The following is a 20,989-nucleotide window of genomic DNA, read 5'->3' on the forward strand; positions in this document are numbered from 1 at the left end:
ACGTGACACCTATCGGAAACCTCGATCTCGGCGTGCGTCACAGGTTGCGTCGGGCATCATAAAAAAGGCAGAGCAGTCTATGACTATGACGTTCCTACGCAAGGTTCTTGTGTCCATTTCCATGGCTTCCGCATTGGTGAGTGTGTCCGGTCTTCATGCCGAAACCGCGCCGGAGGCCGCTCCCGTGGTCGCCCCGAAATCCGTGAAATCCGCCGCTGGCGTCGGCGCCGCGCGCTTTGACTGGCTGGCGAAACCCGCCTCGCCTGACGTTACTCCGGTGCGTGTTGCCCGCACCCGCATGTTGGGGAGCGGAAGCTGGGTGTGCTCGCCCGCGGGCTTCAATCGCAAATCGCGATGTGTTTCCCGCTGAGACCGCTTTCTCGCTGTCTTGAATGACCTTTCAAAGGTGCGCTCTCGCGCATCTTTCGGGCTTAATTCGTCTCTTGTGATGATCTTCTGTGCACGCAGCCAAGGACGTTTGGACTGCGTCAATCTGTTTGTGGGCGTGCGCGAGCGAACCTGTTAAGCCATGTCCGAATAACTGATGACTCGTTTTTATAGAGCGCTTTTAGAGACAGACTGCACAGAGATACATATTTTATGACCGATTTTCAAAACAGCCCCAATCTCCAATCTGAAAAGACCGTCACAGGCCGGAACCTTTTCGCCCTGTTTCGCGTGATCGCCGTGATCGAGGGCGTGACCACCTTGCTGTTGTTCCTTGTCGCCATGCCGATCAAATACGGCCTCGATGACGCCTCCTGGGTCAAGCTCATGGGGCCGCTGCACGGCTATGCCTTTCTGGTCTATATCGCGCTGATGCTTGTTGTGATGCGGGGGCCGTTTTGGCGGGCGCGCGACCTGACGCGGGCGGCTCTGGCCTCTCTCGTGCCCTTCGGCACCTTCCTCAACGACCCGCATCTCAAACGTCGCGGCCAAGACATCTACTCGGACTGAAACCCGTTTCGGGCGAGGCACCTTGTCCCCTATGCGATGGCGCCCAAGGTGTTATAACGCCTTAGGTTTACATATTCGCATAAGAGGGATGATACCATGACACGCAAGGTTGATGTGGCCATTCTCGGGGCAGGGAGCGCAGGGGTCACCGCGCTGTTCACCTTGCTCAGAGCCGGGAAATCCGTCGTTCTGATCAATTCAGGGCCGGAGGGCACCACCTGCGCGCGCGTAGGCTGCATGCCGTCGAAAGCGCTGATCGAAGTGGCTTCGCTCTACCACGCGAAAACCCGTCAGGCGGCGTTCGGGATTGAGGGCACCGAAGGACTCTCGGTCGATGGCCCCAAGGTCATGGCCCGTGTCCGGGCGATCCGGGATAAACTGGTCAACGGCTTCATCACTCGCACCCACAAACATCTCGACGAGACGCAATTCATCGACGGTCACGCCACGATCACCGGACCCAATACGGTCGCGGTGAACGGCGAAACCATCGAGACGGGCGCGATCATTATTGCCACCGGGTCCAGCCCCGTTCTGCCCGCGCCCTTCCGCGCCTTGGGCGACGCGCTTTGGACCACGGACACGTTCTTTGAACAGCCTGACCTGCCGACATCCGTGGCCATCGTGGGCCTCGGTGTGATCGGTTGCGAGATCGGTCAGGCGCTGGGCCGTCTGGGCGTTGAGGTGCATGGCTTTGACGCCGCAACTGTCATTGCCGGGATCAAGGATCCGGTGGTGGCCGAAGCCGCCGCAGAGGCGCTGGGACAGGATATGTCGCTCACTTTGGGCGCGAGTGTCGAGCCCAGCCTTGAGGCCGATGGCACCGTGACGATCAAGGCGGGCGACAAGACTGTGCGGGTCGAGCGTGTGCTGGCCAGCATCGGGCGGCGTCCGAATGTTGCGGGGCTGGGGCTTGAGACCTTGGGCGTGGAGCTGGATGACAAAGGCATGCCCGCCTACGATCCCGAGACGCTCCAGATCGGCGATTTGCCGGTCTATATGACGGGCGATGTGAACGCCGACCGGCCGCTTTTGCATGAGGCCAAGGACGAGGGCAAAATCGCCGCGCTGAACATCATCGCAGGCACGCGTAAACCTTTCCGCCGCCGCGTGCCTCTGGCCGTGGCCTTCACCAGCCCACAGATCGCCACTGTTGGGGCCGCCTTCGGCACGCTCGACCCGGAGCAGATCGCTGTCGGCACCGCCAAGGCGCAAGACAACGGTCGCTCGAAGGTCAAGGCAGAGACGGCAGGCCTGATCCGCGTCTATGCCGACAAAAGCTCGCTGAAACTTCTGGGCGCGACCTTGGCGATTGGCGATGGCGAACATATGGCGCATTGGCTGGCGCTGGCGATTGAACAGGGGCTGACGGTGGATGTCTGTCTTGAGAGCCCGTTCTACCACCCGGTGCTCGAAGAAACGCTGCAGGACGCCTTGATGAGTTGCCTGTCGAACAGCGGTCAGAAACTGCCGCATCCGCCGGGGCTGACGCCGGCCTGAGGATTGGTGTCAGGCGGTCCGCGCCTGACGTTTGACCTGACGCAGGCGGCGCAGGAAGGCCATGAGAAAGAGCGCGGTTTGCACCAAGACGATGGTCGGGGCGGGCGCGCTGTCGAGCCAGAAGCTGGCATAGACGCCGCCCAGCATCGCGGCAAGGTTGATCGCGATGGCGGTCAGAAGCATCGCTGAGAACCGCCGCACGAGCAGAAAGGCAATCGCACCGGGGGCGATCAAAAGCGCGACGGCGAGGATCAAGCCGGTGGCTGTGAGCGTCGCGACAATGCTCAGAGAAATCGCCGTCAACAACCCGTAGTGCAACAGCTGAACTGGCAGCCCCGAGGCGCGGGCCTGCGCCGGGTCGAAGGCATGGAGCATCAGGTCTTTCCACTTGAGCAACAGCCCTGCGGCGACCACGAGCGCGATGAGGCCAGCCGTCCAGAGATCCTCGGCGCCGACGCCCAGCATATTGCCGTAGAGGATGTGATCGAGATGCACATCCGAGGGTGTCGCGACATACATCACAATGCCGAGGCCAAACATGCCAGAGAACACGACGCCCATCACAGTGTCCTGTTTGACGCGGCTGTTCTGCGCCAGATAGCCGGTCGAGAGCGCCGTCACCATGCCCGCGGCAAAGGCACCGACGATCAGGGGCAGGCCGAGGATATAGGCCAGAACGACGCCCGGCAGGATCGCATGGCTGATCGCATCGCCCATAAGGGCCCAGCCTTTGAGCACCAGAAAGCACGACAACAGTGCGGTGGGGATCGCGACGAGGATCGAGATCAGAAAGGCGTTCTGCATGAAACCGAACTGGAAGGGCATGAGAAGCGCGTCGATCATTGAACGTGGTCCTCGAGCGCGGCGCGGGCCTTGGCCTTCGCGGCCAAAAGCCCGTGTTTCGGGGCAAAGAGGAAGGCCGCGAGGAAGATCAATGTTTGCAGGCAGACGATGACCCCGCCGGTCGCGCCGTCGAGGAAATAACTGATATAGGCGCCTGCGAAACTGGTGAGCGTGCCGATCAGAACCGAGGTCACGATGAGGCGGGGAAAACGGTCGCAAAGCAGGTATGCGGTTGCCCCCGGCGTCACCACCATGGCCACGACGAGAAAGGCCCCGACCGTTTGCATCGCGGCGACAACGGAGGCCGACAAGAGCACAAAGAACACGGCTTTCAACAGGCCGGGGCGAAGGCCGATGGAGCGTGCGTGGTTTTCATCGAAAAACACCACCATGAGGTCTTTCCACTTCGCCAATAGCACGGCGAGCGAGACACATCCGATGAGCGCCAATTGCAGCGTGTCCTCGGGCGTGATCGCCAGAATGTTGCCCATGGTGATCGTATCCACCGAGATGGCCATGGGATTGAGTGAGACCATGAACAACCCGAGGCCAAAGAAGGAGGTAAAGATCATCCCGATCACCACGTCGATCTTGAGGCCCGAGCGGTCCGAGAGAAACAGCATCGCGGCGGCGGCCAGCCCGCCCGACAGAAACGCGCCCAAGGCAAAGGGCAGGCCCAGCATGTAAGCGCCCGCCACGCCGGGGACGACGGAATGCGACAGCGCATCGCCAATCAGGGACCAGCCCTTGAGCATCAGATAGGCCGACAAAAAGGCGCAGACACCGCCGACCAAGGCCGACACCCACATCGCATTGGTCATATAGCCGTAGGTGAAGGGCTCAAGGAGGGTCATCTGTCTGACCCTTCGGAGGATTTGGCCTGCACCCGCGTCTGACTGCCGTAGCGCACCAGAGGGCGTTCGTCGTCCGACAGTATAGTCACACGCCGCGGATCGTCATCGTCATGCAGCTCGGCCCCGCTAAGGGTGAACTGCCGCAGCACACCGCCAAAGGCGCGCTCCAAATTCTCGCGGGTAAACGTCGTTTCCGTCGGCCCATAGCCCAGCACCGTGCCCTTGACCAAAACGGTGCGGTCGCAAAACTCCGGCACCGAACCGAGGTTGTGGGTCGACACCAACATCACCCGCCCCTCGTCACGCAGCTCGCGCAAAAGCGCGATGATTTGTTCCTCGGTTTTGACATCGACGCCGGTGAAAGGTTCGTCCAAGAGGATCACCTGACCCTCCTGCGCCAGGGCGCGGGCGAGGAACACGCGCTTCTTCTGTCCGCCGGACAGCTCGCCGATCTGGCGCTTACGAAAGTCCGACATATTGACCCGCGCGAGTGCCGCCTCCACCGCCGCGTGATCCGTCTTCGACGGACGGCGCAGGAAGCCCATGTGGCCATAACGCCCCATCATCACCACGTCCTCGACCAGCACCGGAAAGGACCAATCGACCTCCTCGGATTGCGGCACATAGGCGACGAGGTTTTGGCGCAGCGCCTCTTTGACGCTCAGGCCCAACAGCCGAATGTCGCCCTGCGCCACCGGGACAAAGCCCATGATCGCCTTGAACAGCGTCGATTTCCCCGCGCCATTGACGCCGACCAATGCGGTCACCGTGCCGCGCGGGATCTCGAACGTGGCCTGCCGCAGTGCGGTGTGGCCGTTGCGATAGGTCACCGTCACGTCGCGTACCGAAATCCCGTTTCCCGTCTCAACACTTTGAGCGGGGCTGCCGTTTTGCATCATTTTGCCTTTCTGCTCTCCGACGCAGCCTGCGCTCAGTTCGATCCGGCTGCAAGCCCATCCGCCACGGTCTGAGCCGTCACCCGCAACAAATCGAGGTAGCTCGGCACCGGGCCGCCCGGTTTCGACAGGCTGTCGACGTAAAGCTCGCCGCCATAGCGCGCGCCGGTCTCGCGGGCGACCTGTTTGGCGGGGGCGGTGTTGACCGTGCTCTCACAAAACACCACTGGGATGTTGTTCTCCTTCACGCCGTCAATCACCGCGCGCACCTGCTGCGGTGTGCCCATCTGATCGGCGTTCATTGGCCAGAGGTAAAGCTCTTTCATGCCGAAATCGCGCGCCAGATAGGAAAACGCCCCCTCGCAGGTCACCAGCCAGCGTTGATCCTCCGGCACCTCGGCCACGCGGGCGCGCAGAGGCTCCAAAGTGGCGCGCAGCTCGGTCTTATAGGCGGCTGCGTTCTCCGCATAAGTGGCGGCATGGTCGGGGTCCTGTGTGCTCAGGGCGGTCTCAATATTGTCAATATAGATCAGAGCATTATCCAATCCCATCCAAGCGTGGGGATTGGGTTTGCCCTCATAACTTCCGCCCGCAATCGAGATCGGGTCGATGCCGTCGCTGAGCGTCACGGAGGGCACATCCTTGAGATGCGACAGGAATTGTTCGAACCAGAGCTCAAGGTTCATGCCGTTCCACAGGATCAGGTCCGCGTCCTGCGCCCGCACGATGTCGCGGGGCGTCGGTTGGTAGCCGTGAATTTCCGCGCCGGGTTTGGTGATCGACACAACTTCGGCGGCGTCGCCCGCGACGTGGCTGGCCATGTCGGCCAAGACGGTGAAGGTGGTGACGACCTTCATCCGGTCTTCGGCCTGTGCGCTCGAGGCCAAGGCGAGCGCGGCGACGGAGCCGAACACGGATATTCTTTTGAGGCTCATGGTCTGTCCTTTGAGGGCTTTTTCCTGTTGTAGGCATGTAAGTGATAATCATTCGCAACTGTCAAACAGATATTGCGAACCATTCTCAACTAGAGGCCTCCAGTTGCGAATGCCCGAAATATAGGCTCAGAATTTGCTCAACACAGGCGCGGGGTCGAAGGCTTACCCGCCAAACACCTTGCGCATCATCTCTGGATTTTCGGCGACCCAGACGGCGGCGCCATGGGCCACAGTTGTGTAAACCACCGCGCCAATCGCCTCGCCCAAAGCCGTATGAAGCCCCGCATACTCCTGCGCCCCATCGGGGGCGGCCAGCGCCAGACAATCCGTGCCGGTGCCGGTCACGGGACCGTGGGGCAACCTGAGACCCGCCTCCATCACGGCGGCTGTGCGGGCCTGGGCTGCGATGGTAAGCGCTTCGATCTGCGCCGTCTCGGTGACCGCTTCGGAGAGCTGCACGGCGATGTTGATCGTGCCGAATTGCTCGACGCCCCAATCGCGGGGCGTGCGCGAGCCGATACGCTCGGCATTGCCCAAGCCCACGGTGGCAATCGCGGCGACGCGGGTGCCGTCGACCTCTGCCTCGGCGCGTTGAAATTTCGTCACGTTGCGCGAGGTCAGCATACCGACCGCCTCCGCGTGACCGGCCTTTGCCATCTCGGATGAAATCCAGTCGGAGACGCAAACTTCAGGCGGCAGATCGGCGTTTCTCAATTCGCGCCAGACGATGTGCTGTGCTGTGACGAACCCCGGTCGATAGGGCGCGAAACTCAACACCCGCATCGGAGCGCCGAGATCGGCGACGAGCCAAGGGCGGGTGAGGGTCGGGGTCAACATCGTCTCTCCCTCGCGACCTGCGACAGCGGGTGCAGCACCATGCCCTCGGGCGTCTCCGCAATGTGGCAGCGGATGGCAAAGACCTCGGCCAAAAGCGCTTCGGTCAACACGTCGCGCGGCGGGCCGTCGGCGACGATCCGACCTTCGGAAAGCACTACAATGCGGGTGCAATGCCGCGCAGCGAGACCCAGATCATGGAGCGAGACGACCACGCTGCGGCCTTCGCGCGCGAGGGCGGCAAAGGTCTCCATGCAGCCGATCTGATGCGCCGGATCGAGGCCCGCGGTGGGTTCATCGGCCAGCAACAAGGGCGTGTCCTGCGCCAGCGCGCGGGCGATCAACACGCGCGCCTGTTCGCCGCCCGACAGCCCCGTGGCCTTGCGGTCGGCGAAGTTCAACAGGTCCATCCGTTTCAAAGCCGCCAGCACTTCGGGCGCATCCTCGCATTCGTTTTGCGCCAGAGACACCAGATGCGCGACGCTGACCGGCCAGGCGATCTCGCGGGCTTGCGGCAACCAGGCGGCGGCTTTGGCGCGGGCGGCTGGGGACATCTTGGCCAATGTGCTGTCGCCCTCTGCTGCGATCAACCCGAGAGCTGCGCGCAAAAGCGTGGATTTGCCCGCGCCATTGGGGCCGATGAGGCCAATCATCTCGCCGGGTTCTACGGAAAGCGAGGCGTGATCGAGCGTCACGCGGGCCCCGCGCCGGACGGTGAGGTCTCGTGTCGTCAAAAGGCTCATGACCGCCCCCGCATCCGCCAGATCAGATGGAAAAACACCGGCGCGCCGACGAGCGCCATCAAGACGCCGAGTTTCAGGTCGCGCCCCGGCAGGATGAGCCGCACGGCGACATCTGCAGTCAGGACGAGAACGGCGCCGCCCAAAGCAGAGGCGAGCAAAAGCCGCGCCGGACGTGCGCCCACGAGAGGACGCAGAATATGCGGCACAACAAGGCCGACAAACCCCACGGCACCTGCGACTGCCGTGGCTGCGCCGACCGAGGCTGCGACACCGCCCACGAGGATCAGGCGCAGATGTCTGAGGTTGACACCCATGGAGGCGGCGGCCTCTTCGCCCAGTGTGAGCCGGTCGATGCCGCGCCCCGTGAGAGCCAATAGGACCCAGCCCACAGCCATGATCGGCAAGGCCATCCAGACATGCAGAAAGGAGCGATCCGCGAGCGAGCCCATCATCCAGAAAATGATTTCATTGGCCGCGAAGGGGTTGGGCGAAAGGTTGAGCACCAGCGCGGTGAGCGCCGAGGACAGGGCCGAGACGGCGATGCCCGCGAGGATCAAGGACAGCGTGCCGCCGGAGCCCGCGAGCAGGAGAATGAGCAGGACGCAGATCGCAGCGCCGACGAGGGCTGCAAGCGGCAGGGCGAGGGCGAAGAGCGCGGCAAATCCGCTTTGAAGCGCGATCACGGCGCCCAAGGCGGCGGAGGCGGAAATGCCGATGACGCTGGGTTCGGCGAGAGGGTTGCGCAGGTAGCCTTGCAGCGCGGCGCCCGAGAGGCCGAGGCTGACCCCCACCATCACGCCCAAAAGCGCACGCGGCAGGCGGATCTCGCGCATCACCATCGGCAGGGGACCTTCGCCGCCGCCAAAGAGGGCGCTGAGACTGTCGGAGATGGGCATATCGGCAACGCCCACGAGGAGTGAGGCGATGAAGAGCGCGACGAGGGCGAGGGTCAAAAGGACCAAAAGCCGGGGGTAGGTCATTGAGGCATCTCCAGCGTGTCCCGCTCGTCTCGCAGCCGCTCGATCGCGCCCAACACGGACGGCAGGCCGCAAATCCAGTCCTTGTCCTGCATCGGCATATGTCCGCCCGTTAGTTGGGTCAATGCGGGATGGGACAGGACTTCTTCGGCGCGGGCCGTTCCTGGGTAATCGGCGCCGAAAATCACCAGATCGGGGTCGGCCATGATCAGGGCTTCGAGCGGCACAAAGCCGCCCATCGGCAGGCCTAACTCGGAGGCCAGCGTGGTGAAGCCTGCGGTTTCGATGATCTCGCCCGAAAGGCTCTGCGCGCCGGTGCTATAGCCGTTGGCGGCATAGGTGGCGGCGGTGGGGCGGGGGCCTGTCGGGGGGGCGATCTCGGCGAGACGGCGGGTGAAATCGTCGGCCATGCTCTGGGCCACATCTTCGCGCCCCAAAGCTTCGCCCATTTTCACCATATTGGCGGCGACATCGTCCAAAGAGCGCGCGGGGGAGAATTCGACGACCTCGACGCCAAGGCGGCGCATCATCGACACGGTCGCCCGCGCGGTGAATTGGCCTGCGAGGACGAGATCGGGTTTCAAAAGGTAAATTTCTTCGGCCAGCCCGTTGTTGGTTGGATAGGCTTTCGCCGCGTCGACCATGACGGAAGCACGCGGGTCCTGCGCCATGGCGGTGATCGAGGACAGCTGACCGGGGGCTGCGATCATCATGGCGAGCTGATCGGTGCAGAGGTTGATCGAGACGACATGTTGAGGCGCGGTGGAGGTGTCCCCCGCCAAAGCCGCCGCCCCCGAGAAGAGGGCGGTGGCCAATGTTATGATCTCAGGAAAGCGCACTCAGAAGGATGCTTTGAGGCCGAGATAGGCGGACCGACCGGGCGTGTTGTAGCCACCCGCGGTCTCGTAATCCTCATCGGTGAGGTTTTCGATCCGCAAGGACAGCGCCGTCGCATCATTGAGCTGATAGGACAGCCCGGCGTTGACCAGCGTATAATCTCCGACTTTGTGATCGGCGGGGGCATAGGCGCTCGGCACGACATCGGCCACATGTTGCACGGTAAGCTGGGTGCTGATGCGATCGTTCAACAGGGCATCGACGCCGATGACCAGATCGTGCCGCGGGACGCGTTCGGCGCGGGCTCCAGCGGTTTTCGCATCGGTGTAGGTGTAATTGCCGAAAAGGGAAATGCGATCTGAGATGGCATATTGACCGGAAAGCTCGATACCCTTGGAGGTCGTGGTACCATTGACCTGATTGTAGGAGTAGGTTGCGAAGTCGTAGTCTATACGGTCCTCGATTTCTGTGTAGAACAAGGTTCCCTTGAGGAAGTTCGTGTCACTGAAACGGCGTTCGAGACCGACTTCGGCGCTTTGGCTGGTTTCCTCTTTCAGATCTTCCTTTCCGTAGGAGCTGTAGCGTTCATAGAGCGAGGGGGCGCGGAAACCGGTGCCGAGTACGGCGCGCAGGGTCCAGTCGGGCGCGACTTCCCAGGCGGCGGCGAGACGACCGGAGATGTGATCGCCGAAATCGGAGTGATCGTCATAGCGCAACGCCACGGAGAGATCGAGTGTGTCCATCGGCGCAAAGAGCCATTCGGCCTTGGCGGAGAAGGTGTCGTCCCCTCCCTTGGTTTCCGTGAGCGAGCCGCCGGCTTGCAGGTCGTTCAGGGTGAAGTCCTCTTCGGTGTATTCGAGACCGAAGGACAGGGTGGAGGCGGCGGACAGTTCGGCACTGCCAAGATAGTCGACGGAGCGCCGTTTGCCGGAGAAGTCCCGGGTGTAATAGACCGGGGCGAGCGGGTCGGAGCGGTCGATATCGAACAGGGAGACGCCGATTTCGTGCTGAACCATACCGGTGTCAAAACGGGTGTAGGCGCGCAGCCCCTTGCTGTCGTTGGTGGTGTAGCCGCTGGGGTCCGTTGCTGAGCGGTCAAAATCCGACTCGGAGGTCATGTAGAGACCGGTCAGGCCCACCGTCACGACATCGCTGAGATCTTGTTCCAGACCGAAGGTGAGGTTGGTGCCTTCGAACCCGTCCTTCTCGTCATTGCCCGGCCGGTTGGTGAACCCGTCGGTTTTCATATGCGACAAGTTGAAATAGAGCATGCCGTTGTCGCTTTCCATTTTGGTGGAAAGGCCCGCGGCATATGTGTTGTCGCTGCCTGCGGTAAGTTCGACGGTGGTGTTATAACCCGGAGCGACGGCATCGTCGGTGCGGATGTCGATGAGGCCCGCGACGGCCTCGGAGCCGTAAAGCGCCGATTGCGAGCCTTTGACCACCTCGATGGAGGAGATGCCGAACCCGGTCAGCCCGCCGAAGTCGTAGGCGATCTTGTTGCCGGTCATGTCGGTGACATCAATGCCGTTGATGCGCGTGGCAACATAGGCGGAGGGCAGGCCGCGGATGCGTAGCGAGGACGAAGCTCCGATACCGCCATTGCTAGAGTAGGAGAGGCCGGGCAGTCTGTCGAGCAGGGTGAGTGCCGGCACTGCTGCGTCCGCGATAGCTTCTGCATCCACCGTCTCCACCGTCGCGCCGGTTTCGCTTTTGGCGACGGGCGTCAGGCTTCCGGAGACGACGATTTCGTCCAGTGTGTAAATCTCGCCCGCGTCTTGGGCGAGGGCGGCGAGCGGTAGGGTAAATGCGGCAGAGGCCAGCAATGAAAAACGCAGGCTGGTAAGGGCGTGCATGGAGTATCCTCCTGAAAAGAAGCGCGAGGCTTCCCGTGATCCGTTTGGGCCTGTGGAGGAGATCTCCGCAGACAGTGAGGGTGTCACCGCTGCGGACAGCCGCTTCCGTGACGCACCCCGCGTCCGGGAAAGGGTGATCATCCAAGCAGGTCTCCTGGCTCACGGATCACAGCGGTCGCCAACCTTCCCGGGATCGTCCCAGTGGTGTTTTGGCGTCGCTCACCGTTCACAGTTGCGGGGGCAGCCACGGCTTTGATCCTTGGCACCTCTGCCCGATCATCCCGTGTTCCCTTTTCATCCGACGTCTCCGCCGGAACTTGAACGGGTGCAGAAAAGCGAAATGGCCGGAGATGTCAAGATTTTCCGGCCACTCCTTTGGTCGCATCACGTCGCGGAAGGCCGCGTTTCTGTCATGTTTTCTTCTTCATGGCATCCAGAAGCGCCGCGCCAAACGCGCCTTGGTTCTCGGAGGCGCGGGGTTTGGGGGTGTTGGTGCCACGGGGTTTGCCGCCGTATCCGCCCTTGCCGCCTGCATTCCCACGCGGCTGTTGCGCGTTGCGGTCCTGTTTTCCCCGCTCCTGTGTGGCGCCACCGTCCTTGCGCATCGACAACCCGATGCGTTTGCGCGGGATGTCCACTTCGGTGACACGCACCGAGACAATATCCCCGGCTTTCACCACCTCATGCGGGTCTTTGACAAAGCGATCTGCAAGCTGGCTGACATGCACCAACCCGTCCTGATGCACACCGATGTCCACAAAAGCGCCAAAGGCCGCGACATTGGTCACCGTGCCCTCAAGCCGCATGCCGGGTTTCAGATCCTTGATGTCCTCGACCCCGTCGGTAAATGTCGCGGTCTTGAACTCAGGACGCGGGTCACGGCCCGGCTTTTCCAACTCGGTGAAAATGTCGCGCACGGTCGGCAGGCCGAAGTCTCCGGTGACGAATTGCTCGGCTTTGAGGCCCTTAAGCGCCGTCGGATTGCCCATGATCTCGCGCATGTCACGGCCACAGGCTTTGACGATTTCACGCGCCACGTCATAGGCCTCGGGGTGCACGGAGGAGGCGTCGAGCGGCTCGTCGCCCTCTCGGATGCGCAAGAACCCCGCGCATTGTTCAAAGGCTTTCGGACCAAGACCGGACACTTTCATAAGCGCCTTGCGTGACGGGAATGCGCCATGAATGTCGCGATGGGTGACGATGCTCTGCGCCAGCGACGGGCCGAGGCCCGCGACCTGTGCGAGCAAAGGCGCGGAGGCCATGTTCAAATCCACACCCACGGCGTTCACCGCATCCTCAACCACCGCTTCGAGCGCCTGCGACAGGCGGCGTTGGTCGACGTCGTGCTGATACTGGCCGACGCCGATGCTTTCGGGCGTGATCTTCACCAGTTCCGCCAGAGGGTCCTGCAAGCGACGTGCAATCGACACCGCACCTCGCAAGGAGACGTCGAGATCGGGGAATTCCTGTGCCGCCAGTTCAGAGGCGGAATAGACCGAAGCACCCGCCTCGGATACGACAACCTTGGTCGGGGTTTTGACGCCCGGCGGCAGGAGTTTGAGCGTCTCGCCCACAAGTTTTTCGGTCTCGCGGCTGGCTGTGCCGTTGCCGATGGCGATGAGGCCGACGCCGTGGCGGGTCACCAAGTCGATGATCTTCGCCTCCGCCCCGCGCACGTCCATTTTCGGCTGGAACGGATAGAGCGTGGCGGTGTCCAACAGCTTGCCCGTGGCGTCCACCACGGCGGCTTTGACGCCTGTACGGATGCCCGGATCGAGGCCAAGCGTGGCTTTCGCGCCCGCAGGGGCTGCCAAGAGCAAGTCCTTGAGGTTGCGCGAAAACACGGTGATTGCATCCTCATGCGCGCGCTGGCGCAGCTCGCCCAACAGGTCGATATGCAGGGAAATCGCGAATTTCACCCGCCAGGCCCAACGGGCCACGGTGCGCAGCCATAGGTCTCCGGGCTGCTCTGTTGCGGTACCCAGATAAGAGGCGACCATGGCAATGGCGCGCGCCGCGCCTTCTTCCGGCTCAGGCGCGATGTCCATCGTGACAATCTCTTCCTTCGCCGCGCGCAGGATCGCCAGCGCCCGATGCGAAGCGATGTCAGACCATTTTTCGGAATGGTCGAAATAGTCGGAAAACTTCGCGCCCTCCTGTTCCTTGCCCGCGATGACCTTCGCGGTCACAAGCGCCTCGCGCCGCATGAAATCGCGCAGTTTACCCAAGAGCTCGGCGCTTTCCGACAGCTCTTCAGTGGCAATGTCGCGCGCACCGTTGAGGGCGTCTTTCACGGTCGGCACGGCCTCAGAGATGAAACCTTCGGCAAGCTTTTCAGGATCGGCGGAACGGTCGGCTTTGATCGCCTCAAGGAGTGGTTCCAACCCGTTCTCACGCGCGATCATCGCTTTGGTGCGGCGCTTCGGTTTGTAGGGCAGGTAGATGTCTTCGAGCGTCGATTTGCTCTCCGCGCCTGCGATGGCGCGTTTCAGATCGTCGGTCAGTTTGCCCTGATCCTCGATGGATTTGAGGATCGTCCCCCGCCGCGCTTCCAATTCGCGCAAATACGACAGGCGGTCGTTCAAGAGGCGCAACTGCGTGTCGTCGAGGCCCCCCGTCACCTCTTTGCGGTAGCGCGCGATGAAGGGCACGGTCGCGCCCTCGTCCAAAAGCCCGATGGCGGCGGTGACCTGCGCCGTGGAGGCGGCGATGTCGGTGGCGATGGTGCGCGAAATGCGCGCAGATGTTTGCGGATCGGTGGGCGTGCTCAAATCTGGTCCTCCTGTCGGGAGGTCAGTCTTAGCGGTCCTGAAACGTCGCGCCAAGAGGGGAGATGACCTCTCCGCAGTCGATATGATATGCCTATCGTAATGCATCGTCTCGATCAGGTTTTCGCCATGCTCAACAAGCTCGAAATGTTCATCGCTGTCGCCAAGGAGGGCCATTTCGGTCGTGCGGCACAGGCCCTCGGCATCACCCAGCCCAGCCTCTCGGCAGGGATCAAGCAGCTTGAGGATCAATTGGGGGTTCAGCTCATCTTTCGTGGCTCGCGCTTCGGCGGATTGACGCCGGAGGGGCAGCGGGCGCTGGTTTGGGCGCGCAAGATCGTTGCCGACAGCCGCCAGCTTCGCGATGAAATGCGGGCGACGCGGCATGGGCTTTCGGGCCAGCTGCGCCTTGCGGCGATCCCAACGGCGCTCACCTGGGCGGCGCGGATTTCGACGGTGTTCAGCGCGGCGCATCCCAATGTGAAACTGACCATTCTGTCGCGACCTTCGTCGCAAATCCTCACCATGCTGGACGATCTCGATGCCGATGCCGGGCTCACCTATCTCGACAACGAACCTCTGGGCCGGGTCAGCGCCGTGCCGCTTTATGAAGAGCGCTATATGGTGGTGAGTGCCGAGGGCGGCGTCTTTGCGGGGCGCAGTTCGGTGGACTGGAGCGATCTGGACGGGGTGCCGATGTGTCTCTTGTCGCCGGAGATGCAAAACCGGCGGATCATAGATCGCAACTTGGGCGCCTCTGGCGTGGTGCCGCAGGTGGGCGTCGAATCGAATTCCACCGTGGTGCTGATCGCCCATGTGCAGAGCGGCGGCTGGGTCACTGTGCTGCCCGAAGGCATCGCGCGGTTCCTGACGGAAGGCAAGCCTCTGGACCTCATTCCGCTCACCGGCGGTGAGGTCGGGCACCGTGTCGGCCTGATCGCGCCGCACCGCGATCCGAACACCCCGGTTCTGGCCGCTTTGCTGGCCGAAGCGGGGCGCGTGTCGGACCTCGTTTGATAGGTTTTGGCTATCGTTTGACGGTTTATCGATATTGATTTCGCGATGTATGCCGTGCTCTCATGGGGAAAATGTATACGGTCGTATCCGAAGAGGTCAGCCATGACGCCAGCCAGCTCCCCGCAAGATGACGGGGCTATTGCGGAGATCATCTCTGCCCACGCCCATCTCGAAGGTCCGCTTTTGCCCATGTTGCATGCGTTGCAGGAGGAGTTCGGAGTGATTCCCGAGGCGGCGCATGCGCCCCTTTGCAAGGCGCTGACGATCACACGCGCTGAACTGAAGGGCGTGATTTCCTTCTATCACGATTTCCGCGAAAAGCCCGCTGGCAAACATGTGCTGAAAATCTGCCGGGCGGAGGCCTGTCAGTCGATGGGTGGCACGGCTTTGGCGGAACGGCTTTTGGCGAAACTCGGCCTCGATTGGCATGGCACCACGCCGGACGGCAAAGTGACGGTGGAGCCGGTCTATTGTTTGGGCCTCTGCGCCTGCGCGCCAGCGGCGATGCTGGACGAAAAACTGATCGCGCGCGCCGATGATGCGCGTGTGGAAAAAGCGCTGTCGGCCAAGAACATTGGAGTTTCGGCATGAAGATTTACGTCCCCATGGACAGCGCCGCCAAGGCGCTCGGCGCCGATGAGGTGGCCGCAAAACTGACGCAAGAGATCGCCGCGCGTGGCCTCGAAGCGGAAATCGTGCGCAATGGCACCCGTGGCATGATCTGGCTGGAGCCTCTGGTCGAGATCGAAAAAGACGGTGAACGTCTGGCCTATGGCCCGATCTCCGAGGATGATGTCACCGCACTTCTCGACGGTCAGATCGACACACTGGGCAAGGTCGAGGACATTCCGTTCTTCGCCCGCCAGACCCGCCTGACCTTTGAGCGCTGTGGCGTGATCGATCCGCTGTCTTTGGCCGATTACGAGGCGCACGGCGGTCTCGAAGGTCTCAAACGCGCGATCGGCATGTCGCAGGACGCGATCATCGATGAGGTCAAAACCTCTGGCCTGCGCGGTCGTGGCGGCGCGGGTTTCCCGACCGGCATCAAATGGGACACCGTTCGGCTTGCCCATGCGCCGCAGAAATACATCGTCTGTAACGCCGACGAGGGCGACAGCGGCACCTTTGCCGACCGGATGATCATGGAGGGTGACCCCTTCACCTTGATCGAAGGTATGACCATTGCGGGCCTCGGCTGTGGTGCCACGAAGGGCTACGTTTACACCCGGTCTGAGTACCCGGATGCCGTTGCCGTGATGCAGCAAGCGATTGAAATTGCACGGGCCGCGGGTGTGCTGGGCCCCAATGTTCTGGGCTGTGGTCGCGCCTTTGACATGGAGGTCCGCGTCGGTGCGGGCGCCTATGTCTGCGGTGAAGAAACTTCGCTCTTGAACTCGCTCGAAGGCAAACGCGGCGTGGTCCGCGCCAAGCCGCCGCTTCCGGCGCTTGAGGGCTTTCTGGGCCGTCCGACCGTGGTGAACAACGTGATCTCTCTGGCGACCGTTCCGGTGATTTTCGCCAAGGGCGCGGAGCATTACGCCAATTTCGGCCTCGGTCGCTCGAAAGGCACCATGCCGATCCAGATCGCGGGCAATGTGAAATTCGGCGGGCTGTTTGAGACCGCGTTCGGCATGCCGCTTGGCACGTTGGTCAACGAGGTCGCAGGTGGCACCGCCTCCGGGCGTCCGGTCAAAGCCGTGCAAGTCGGCGGACCTTTGGGCGCTTATCTGCATACCGATCAATTCGACACGCCCTTCGGCTACGAAGAGTTCGATGGCCAAAAGGCGCTCATCGGTCACGCGGGCATCGTCGTGTTTGACGACACGGCGGATATGCTGTCGATGGCGCGGTTCGCGATGGAATTCTGCGCGGTGGAAAGCTGTGGCAAATGTACCCCCTGTCGCATCGGCGCGGTGCGGGGCGTCGAGACGCTCGATCGCATCAAAGAGGGTGATGCCAGCGCAATCCCTCTGCTCGAAGATCTCTGCGAAGTCATGACTGACGGCTCGCTCTGTGCGCTGGGCGGCTTTACGCCCTATCCGGTGCTCTCTGCACTGCGCCATTTCCCCGAAGAATTCGCGCCCAACACCGCTCAGAAGGAGGCCGCAGAATGAAAGATTTCGTGATTCCCTGGGAGAATGGGACCGGCATTCAGGACGACATCGACCGCGGAACCCCCGCAAAATCGGGCAAGCCGGTGACGCTGACCATCGACGGGATGGAGATCACCGTGCCGGAGGGGACCTCCGTGATGCGTGCGGCAAGTGATCTCGGCATTCAAGTGCCGAAGCTCTGTGCCACCGACAGCCTTGAGGCCTTTGGCTCCTGCCGTCTCTGCGCCGTCGAAATCGAAGGTCGTCGTGGCACGCCCGCGTCCTGTACGACGCCCGTGCATGCCGGGATGAAAGTCCACACCCAGACCGACAAACTGCGCCGCATTCGCAAGGGCGTGATGGAGCTTTATATCTCCGATCACCCGCTCGATTGCCTGACCTGTTCGGCCAATGGCGATTGCGAATTGCAGGATATGGCGGGCGCGGTCGGCCTGCGCGATGTGCGCTATGAGGCGCCGAAAAACGCGCCGCTTGCGAACCATTTCGAGGCGCGCAATACCTCTGGCGAGGCCAATCCCGAATGGCTTCCGAAAGACGACAGCAACCCGTATTTCTCCTACGATCCGTCGAAATGCATCGTCTGTAACCGCTGTGTGCGGGCCTGCGAAGAGGTGCAGGGGACCTTTGCTTTGACCATCGAGGGCCGTGGCTTTGACAGCCGCGTGGCCGTGGGCGCGGAGAATTTCCTCGCCTCCGATTGTGTGTCCTGTGGCGCCTGTGTGCAAGCCTGCCCGACCGCAACGCTGCAAGAGAAATCCGTGATCGAAATGGGCACGCCGGACCGTTCCGTCGTGACCACCTGCGCCTATTGCGGTGTCGGCTGTTCGTTCAAAGCGGAGATGCAGGGCGATCAATTGGTGCGCATGGTGCCCTATAAACACGGCAAGGCGAACCGGGGGCATTCCTGTGTTAAAGGCAGGTTTGCCTATGGGTATGCCACCCATAAGGATCGTATTTTGAGCCCGATGGTGCGCGACAGCGTCGATCAGCCGTGGCGCGAAGTGTCCTGGGGCGAGGCGCTGTCTTTCGCGGCGAAAAAGCTTGTGGGTCTTCAGGAAAAATACGGCCAGAAGAGCATCGGCGTGATCACGTCGTCGCGCTGCACCAATGAGGAAACCTACCTCGTTCAGAAACTCACCCGCGCTGTCTTTGGCAACAACAACACCGACACTTGCGCGCGCGTGTGCCATTCGCCGACCGGTTATGGCCTTGGCCAGACCTTTGGCACCTCGGCGGGCACGCAGGATTTCGACTCGGTTGAACACTCCGACGTCGTGGTGGTGATCGGCGCGAACCCGACCGACGGGCACCCGGTCTTTGCCTCGCGCCTGCGCAAACGTCTGCGTGAAGGCGCCAAGCTGATCGTGGTCGATCCGCGTCGGATTGATTTGCTGGAAACCCCGCACCTGAACGAGTCGCATCACTTGCCGCTCAAGCCCGGCACCAACGTCGCCGTGGTCTCTGCGCTGGGGCATGTGATCGTGACCGAAGGCCTCTATGATCAGGACTTTATCGCGGAACGCTGTGACGTCGACGCCTGGGAAGATTACAAGGCTTTCATCTCCGACGAGCGTCATTCGCCGGAGGCGACCGAAGCGCTCACTGGCGTGCCTGCCGCTAAACTCCGCGAAGCCGCGCGCGCCTATGCGCAGGGCGGCAACGGTGCGATCTATTACGGCCTCGGCGTGACCGAACATTCGCAAGGCTCGACGACCGTCATGGCCATCGCGAACCTCGCGATGATGACCGGCAACATCGGACGCAAAGGGGTCGGTGTGAACCCGCTGCGCGGTCAGAACAACGTTCAGGGCTCCTGTGATATGGGCTCTTTCCCGCACGAACTGCCGGGCTACCGCCATGTGAAACTGCCGGAAGTGCGCAAAATCTTTGCCGACACCTGGGGCGTTGAACTGGACGCTGAACCCGGTCTGCGCATCCCGAACATGCTGGACGCGGCGGTCGACGGCACCTTCAAGGGGCTCTATTGTCAGGGCGAAGACATCCTGCAATCCGACCCGGACACCAAACATGTGGCGGCAGGTTTGGCGGCGATGGAATGTGTCATCGTGCATGATCTCTTCCTGAACGAGACCGCAAATTACGCACATGTTTTCCTGCCCGGATCGTCGTTCCTCGAAAAAGAAGGCACATTCACCAACGCTGAGCGCCGCATCAACCGCGTGCGCAAAGTGATGGCGCCGAAGAACGGTTATGAGGACTGGGAAGTCACCCAACTGCTTGCCAATGCCGTTCTGAAAGAGACCGGTGGCAAGCCCTGGTCCTACGCGCACCCGGCGGAAATCATGGCGGAGATCGCCGCGACCACGCCGTCCTTTGCAGGCGTTGATTACACGGTTCTCGAAGAGAAAGGTTCCGTGCAGTGGCCCTGTAACGAGGAGCACCCGGACGGCACGCCTTTGATGCATGTCGACGGTTTCGTACGCGGCAAGGGGCGGTTCATCGTCACCGAATATATTGCCACGGACGAGAAATCCGGGCCGCGCTTCCCGCTCTTGCTGACCACTGGCCGCATTCTCAGCCAGTACAACGTCGGTGCGCAAACGCGGCGGACGGAGAACTCTGTCTGGCACGATCAGGATGTGTTGGAAATCCACCCGCATGACGCCGAAAATCGCGGCCTGCGGGATGGCGATTGGGTGCGGCTGGCGTCGCGTTCCGGCGAGACCTCTCTGCGGGTCAAGATCACCGATCGGGTCAGCCCGGGCGTGGTCTACACCACCTTCCACCATCCGGACACGCAGGCCAATGTCATCACCACGGATTACTCCGACTGGGCGACGAACTGCCCGGAGTACAAGGTGACGGCGGTGCAGGTGTCGCCCTCCAACGGACCAAGCGAATGGCAGGAGCGCTACAATGCGCAGGCCGAGCAATCGCGCCGGATCGAGGCCGCTGAATGAAGCAGGTCGACGCCCTCCCTGAAGAAGCCCCCGTCGCGCTCGTGTATAACGGCTCGACGGCGGCTGTCATGATGGCGTCGCCCTTTGATTTGCCTGAGTTTTTGACCGGGTTTGCGGTGTCGGAGGGCATCGTGTCCGAGGCCTCTGATGTCACCGAAATATCGGCGATCAAACATGCTCACGGCTACGAGGTGCGCGGGCGCATTCCGGAGGACCGTTCGGCGGCAATGGATGCGCGGCGACGGGCGTCGGTGGGACCGATGGGCTGTGGTTTGTGCGGTATTGAGAGTCTCGATGAGGCGACGGCCTTTCCGGGGACTGTGACGCCGATGGTGGCGGGGCTTGAGGACCATGCCCGCGCCGCTTTGGATGGGCTCAACGCCGGGCAAAAGCGCCGCGATCAGGTCGGCGCGATGCATGCCGCCGGGTTCTTCACGGATCAGGGACTTATGGCCCTGCGCGAAGACGTCGGGCGGCACAATGCGCTGGACAAGTTGATTGGCGCGCTGGCCGGAACAGACGTAAGCCAAGGAGCGGTGATCATCACCTCGCGGCTCTCCGTCGATCTGGTGCAAAAATGCGTGCGCGCCGGGATTTCCGGCCTCTTCGCCCTGTCCTCGCCGACACGCGCGGCGGTGGAGCTGGCAAAAGACACAGGACTGACTTTGATGGTGCTGCGCCGCGAGGCGGTGGTGGCCTATACGGATGAAAAGGAACACTGCGCATGACCGATGCGAAAATGGTGCTGATGGCCAATCAGATCGCGAGCTTTTTTGCCACGCAGCCGGGGGGCGATCAGGCCGCCGGTGTGGCCGCGCATCTCAAGGATTTCTGGGAGCCGCGGATGCTCAATCAGCTCAAAACCTATCTGGGGCAGGGGGGCGAAGGCTTGCATGCTCTGGTGGTTGAGGCAGGCCAAACTCTTTGAAATGTCAAA

19 protein-coding genes and 1 riboswitch are annotated in these 20,989 nt (G+C 62.1%); of the genes, 9 read left to right on the forward strand and 10 right to left on the reverse strand.

The window, feature by feature from the left end; all coding sequences use genetic code 11:
* The first annotated feature begins 79 nt into the window (after positions 1-79).
* The 3 genes from HCZ23_RS00060 to HCZ23_RS00070 all read left to right on the forward strand — a co-directional run bounded on the left by HCZ23_RS00060 (position 80) and on the right by HCZ23_RS00070 (position 2,457).
* Positions 80-370, forward strand: coding sequence for a hypothetical protein (locus HCZ23_RS00060; protein ID WP_167599662.1), 291 nt, complete (start codon positions 80-82; stop codon positions 368-370).
* Positions 371-600: 230 nt separating this feature from the next.
* Positions 601-957: a DUF3817 domain-containing protein gene (locus HCZ23_RS00065; RefSeq protein WP_167599663.1), complete on the forward strand. Its 357-nt coding sequence runs from the start codon at positions 601-603 to the stop codon at positions 955-957.
* Positions 958-1,053: 96 nt separating this feature from the next.
* On the forward strand, positions 1,054-2,457 hold the full coding sequence (locus HCZ23_RS00070; RefSeq protein ID WP_167599664.1) for a dihydrolipoyl dehydrogenase: 1,404 nt from the start codon (positions 1,054-1,056) through the stop codon (positions 2,455-2,457).
* Between the two features lie 9 nt (positions 2,458-2,466).
* On the opposite strand, the gene HCZ23_RS00075 is transcribed toward HCZ23_RS00070, so the two are convergent.
* The 10 genes from HCZ23_RS00075 to HCZ23_RS00120 all read right to left on the reverse strand — a co-directional run bounded on the left by HCZ23_RS00075 (position 2,467) and on the right by HCZ23_RS00120 (position 14,003).
* Positions 2,467-3,300 carry a metal ABC transporter permease gene (locus tag HCZ23_RS00075; protein ID WP_167599665.1) on the reverse strand — a complete coding sequence of 278 codons (834 nt, stop codon included), beginning with the start codon at positions 3,298-3,300 and terminating at the stop codon, positions 2,467-2,469.
* Complete coding sequence (locus tag HCZ23_RS00080; protein WP_167599666.1) at positions 3,297-4,154, reverse strand: metal ABC transporter permease; 858 nt, start codon at positions 4,152-4,154, stop codon at positions 3,297-3,299. Before HCZ23_RS00080 ends, HCZ23_RS00075 begins: the two co-directional genes overlap by 4 nt.
* Positions 4,151-5,050: a manganese/iron ABC transporter ATP-binding protein gene (locus HCZ23_RS00085; RefSeq protein WP_167599667.1), complete on the reverse strand. Its 900-nt coding sequence runs from the start codon at positions 5,048-5,050 to the stop codon at positions 4,151-4,153. The genes HCZ23_RS00080 and HCZ23_RS00085 overlap by 4 nt, the downstream gene beginning before the upstream one ends.
* Before the next feature lie 35 nt (positions 5,051-5,085).
* Positions 5,086-5,985: a metal ABC transporter substrate-binding protein gene (locus HCZ23_RS00090; RefSeq protein WP_167599668.1), complete on the reverse strand. Its 900-nt coding sequence runs from the start codon at positions 5,983-5,985 to the stop codon at positions 5,086-5,088.
* Positions 5,986-6,147: 162 nt separating this feature from the next.
* Positions 6,148-6,822, reverse strand: coding sequence for an adenosylcobinamide amidohydrolase (locus HCZ23_RS00095; protein ID WP_167599669.1), 675 nt, complete (start codon positions 6,820-6,822; stop codon positions 6,148-6,150).
* Positions 6,816-7,562 (reverse strand): ABC transporter ATP-binding protein, encoded by a 747-nt coding sequence (locus HCZ23_RS00100; RefSeq protein WP_167599670.1) that lies wholly within the window; start codon positions 7,560-7,562, stop codon positions 6,816-6,818. The genes HCZ23_RS00095 and HCZ23_RS00100 overlap by 7 nt, the downstream gene beginning before the upstream one ends.
* Positions 7,559-8,542, reverse strand: coding sequence for an iron ABC transporter permease (locus tag HCZ23_RS00105; RefSeq protein WP_167599671.1), 984 nt, complete (start codon positions 8,540-8,542; stop codon positions 7,559-7,561). Before HCZ23_RS00105 ends, HCZ23_RS00100 begins: the two co-directional genes overlap by 4 nt.
* Positions 8,539-9,354 carry an ABC transporter substrate-binding protein gene (locus tag HCZ23_RS00110; protein ID WP_254869829.1) on the reverse strand — a complete coding sequence of 272 codons (816 nt, stop codon included), beginning with the start codon at positions 9,352-9,354 and terminating at the stop codon, positions 8,539-8,541. Before HCZ23_RS00110 ends, HCZ23_RS00105 begins: the two co-directional genes overlap by 4 nt.
* 24 nt (positions 9,355-9,378) lie before the next feature.
* The gene (locus HCZ23_RS00115) at positions 9,379-11,232 is read right to left on the reverse strand and encodes a TonB-dependent siderophore receptor (RefSeq protein ID WP_167599672.1); all 1,854 of its coding nucleotides are present in this window, start codon (positions 11,230-11,232) and stop codon (positions 9,379-9,381) included.
* Between the two features lie 126 nt (positions 11,233-11,358).
* Positions 11,359-11,568: riboswitch (cobalamin riboswitch) on the reverse strand.
* Positions 11,569-11,642: 74 nt separating this feature from the next.
* Entirely contained in the window at positions 11,643-14,003 is a 2,361-nt protein-coding gene (locus tag HCZ23_RS00120) for a Tex family protein (RefSeq protein WP_254869830.1), read from the reverse strand.
* 126 nt (positions 14,004-14,129) lie between these two features.
* On the opposite strand from HCZ23_RS00120, the gene HCZ23_RS00125 reads away from it, so the two are divergent.
* The 6 genes from HCZ23_RS00125 (at position 14,130) to HCZ23_RS00150 (ending at position 20,980) form a co-directional block, all read left to right on the forward strand.
* Positions 14,130-15,017: a LysR family transcriptional regulator gene (locus HCZ23_RS00125; protein WP_167599673.1), complete on the forward strand. Its 888-nt coding sequence runs from the start codon at positions 14,130-14,132 to the stop codon at positions 15,015-15,017.
* Between the two features lie 102 nt (positions 15,018-15,119).
* Positions 15,120-15,608, forward strand: coding sequence for a formate dehydrogenase subunit gamma (locus HCZ23_RS00130; protein WP_167599674.1), 489 nt, complete (start codon positions 15,120-15,122; stop codon positions 15,606-15,608).
* Entirely contained in the window at positions 15,605-17,131 is a 1,527-nt protein-coding gene (locus HCZ23_RS00135) for an NADH-quinone oxidoreductase subunit NuoF (protein WP_167599675.1), read from the forward strand. Before HCZ23_RS00130 ends, HCZ23_RS00135 begins: the two co-directional genes overlap by 4 nt.
* Positions 17,128-20,052, forward strand: coding sequence for a formate dehydrogenase subunit alpha (gene fdhF, locus HCZ23_RS00140; protein WP_167599676.1), 2,925 nt, complete (start codon positions 17,128-17,130; stop codon positions 20,050-20,052). The genes HCZ23_RS00135 and fdhF overlap by 4 nt, the downstream gene beginning before the upstream one ends.
* Positions 20,049-20,780: a formate dehydrogenase accessory sulfurtransferase FdhD gene (gene fdhD, locus HCZ23_RS00145; RefSeq protein ID WP_167599677.1), complete on the forward strand. Its 732-nt coding sequence runs from the start codon at positions 20,049-20,051 to the stop codon at positions 20,778-20,780. Before fdhF ends, fdhD begins: the two co-directional genes overlap by 4 nt.
* A complete protein-coding gene (locus tag HCZ23_RS00150) occupies positions 20,777-20,980 on the forward strand; it encodes a formate dehydrogenase subunit delta (RefSeq protein WP_167599678.1) in 204 nt (67 codons plus the stop codon). The genes fdhD and HCZ23_RS00150 overlap by 4 nt, the downstream gene beginning before the upstream one ends.
* Positions 20,981-20,989 lie beyond the last annotated feature (9 nt).

Source organism: Celeribacter sp. HF31 (assembly GCF_011806455.1).
GTDB lineage: Bacteria > Pseudomonadota > Alphaproteobacteria > Rhodobacterales > Rhodobacteraceae > Celeribacter.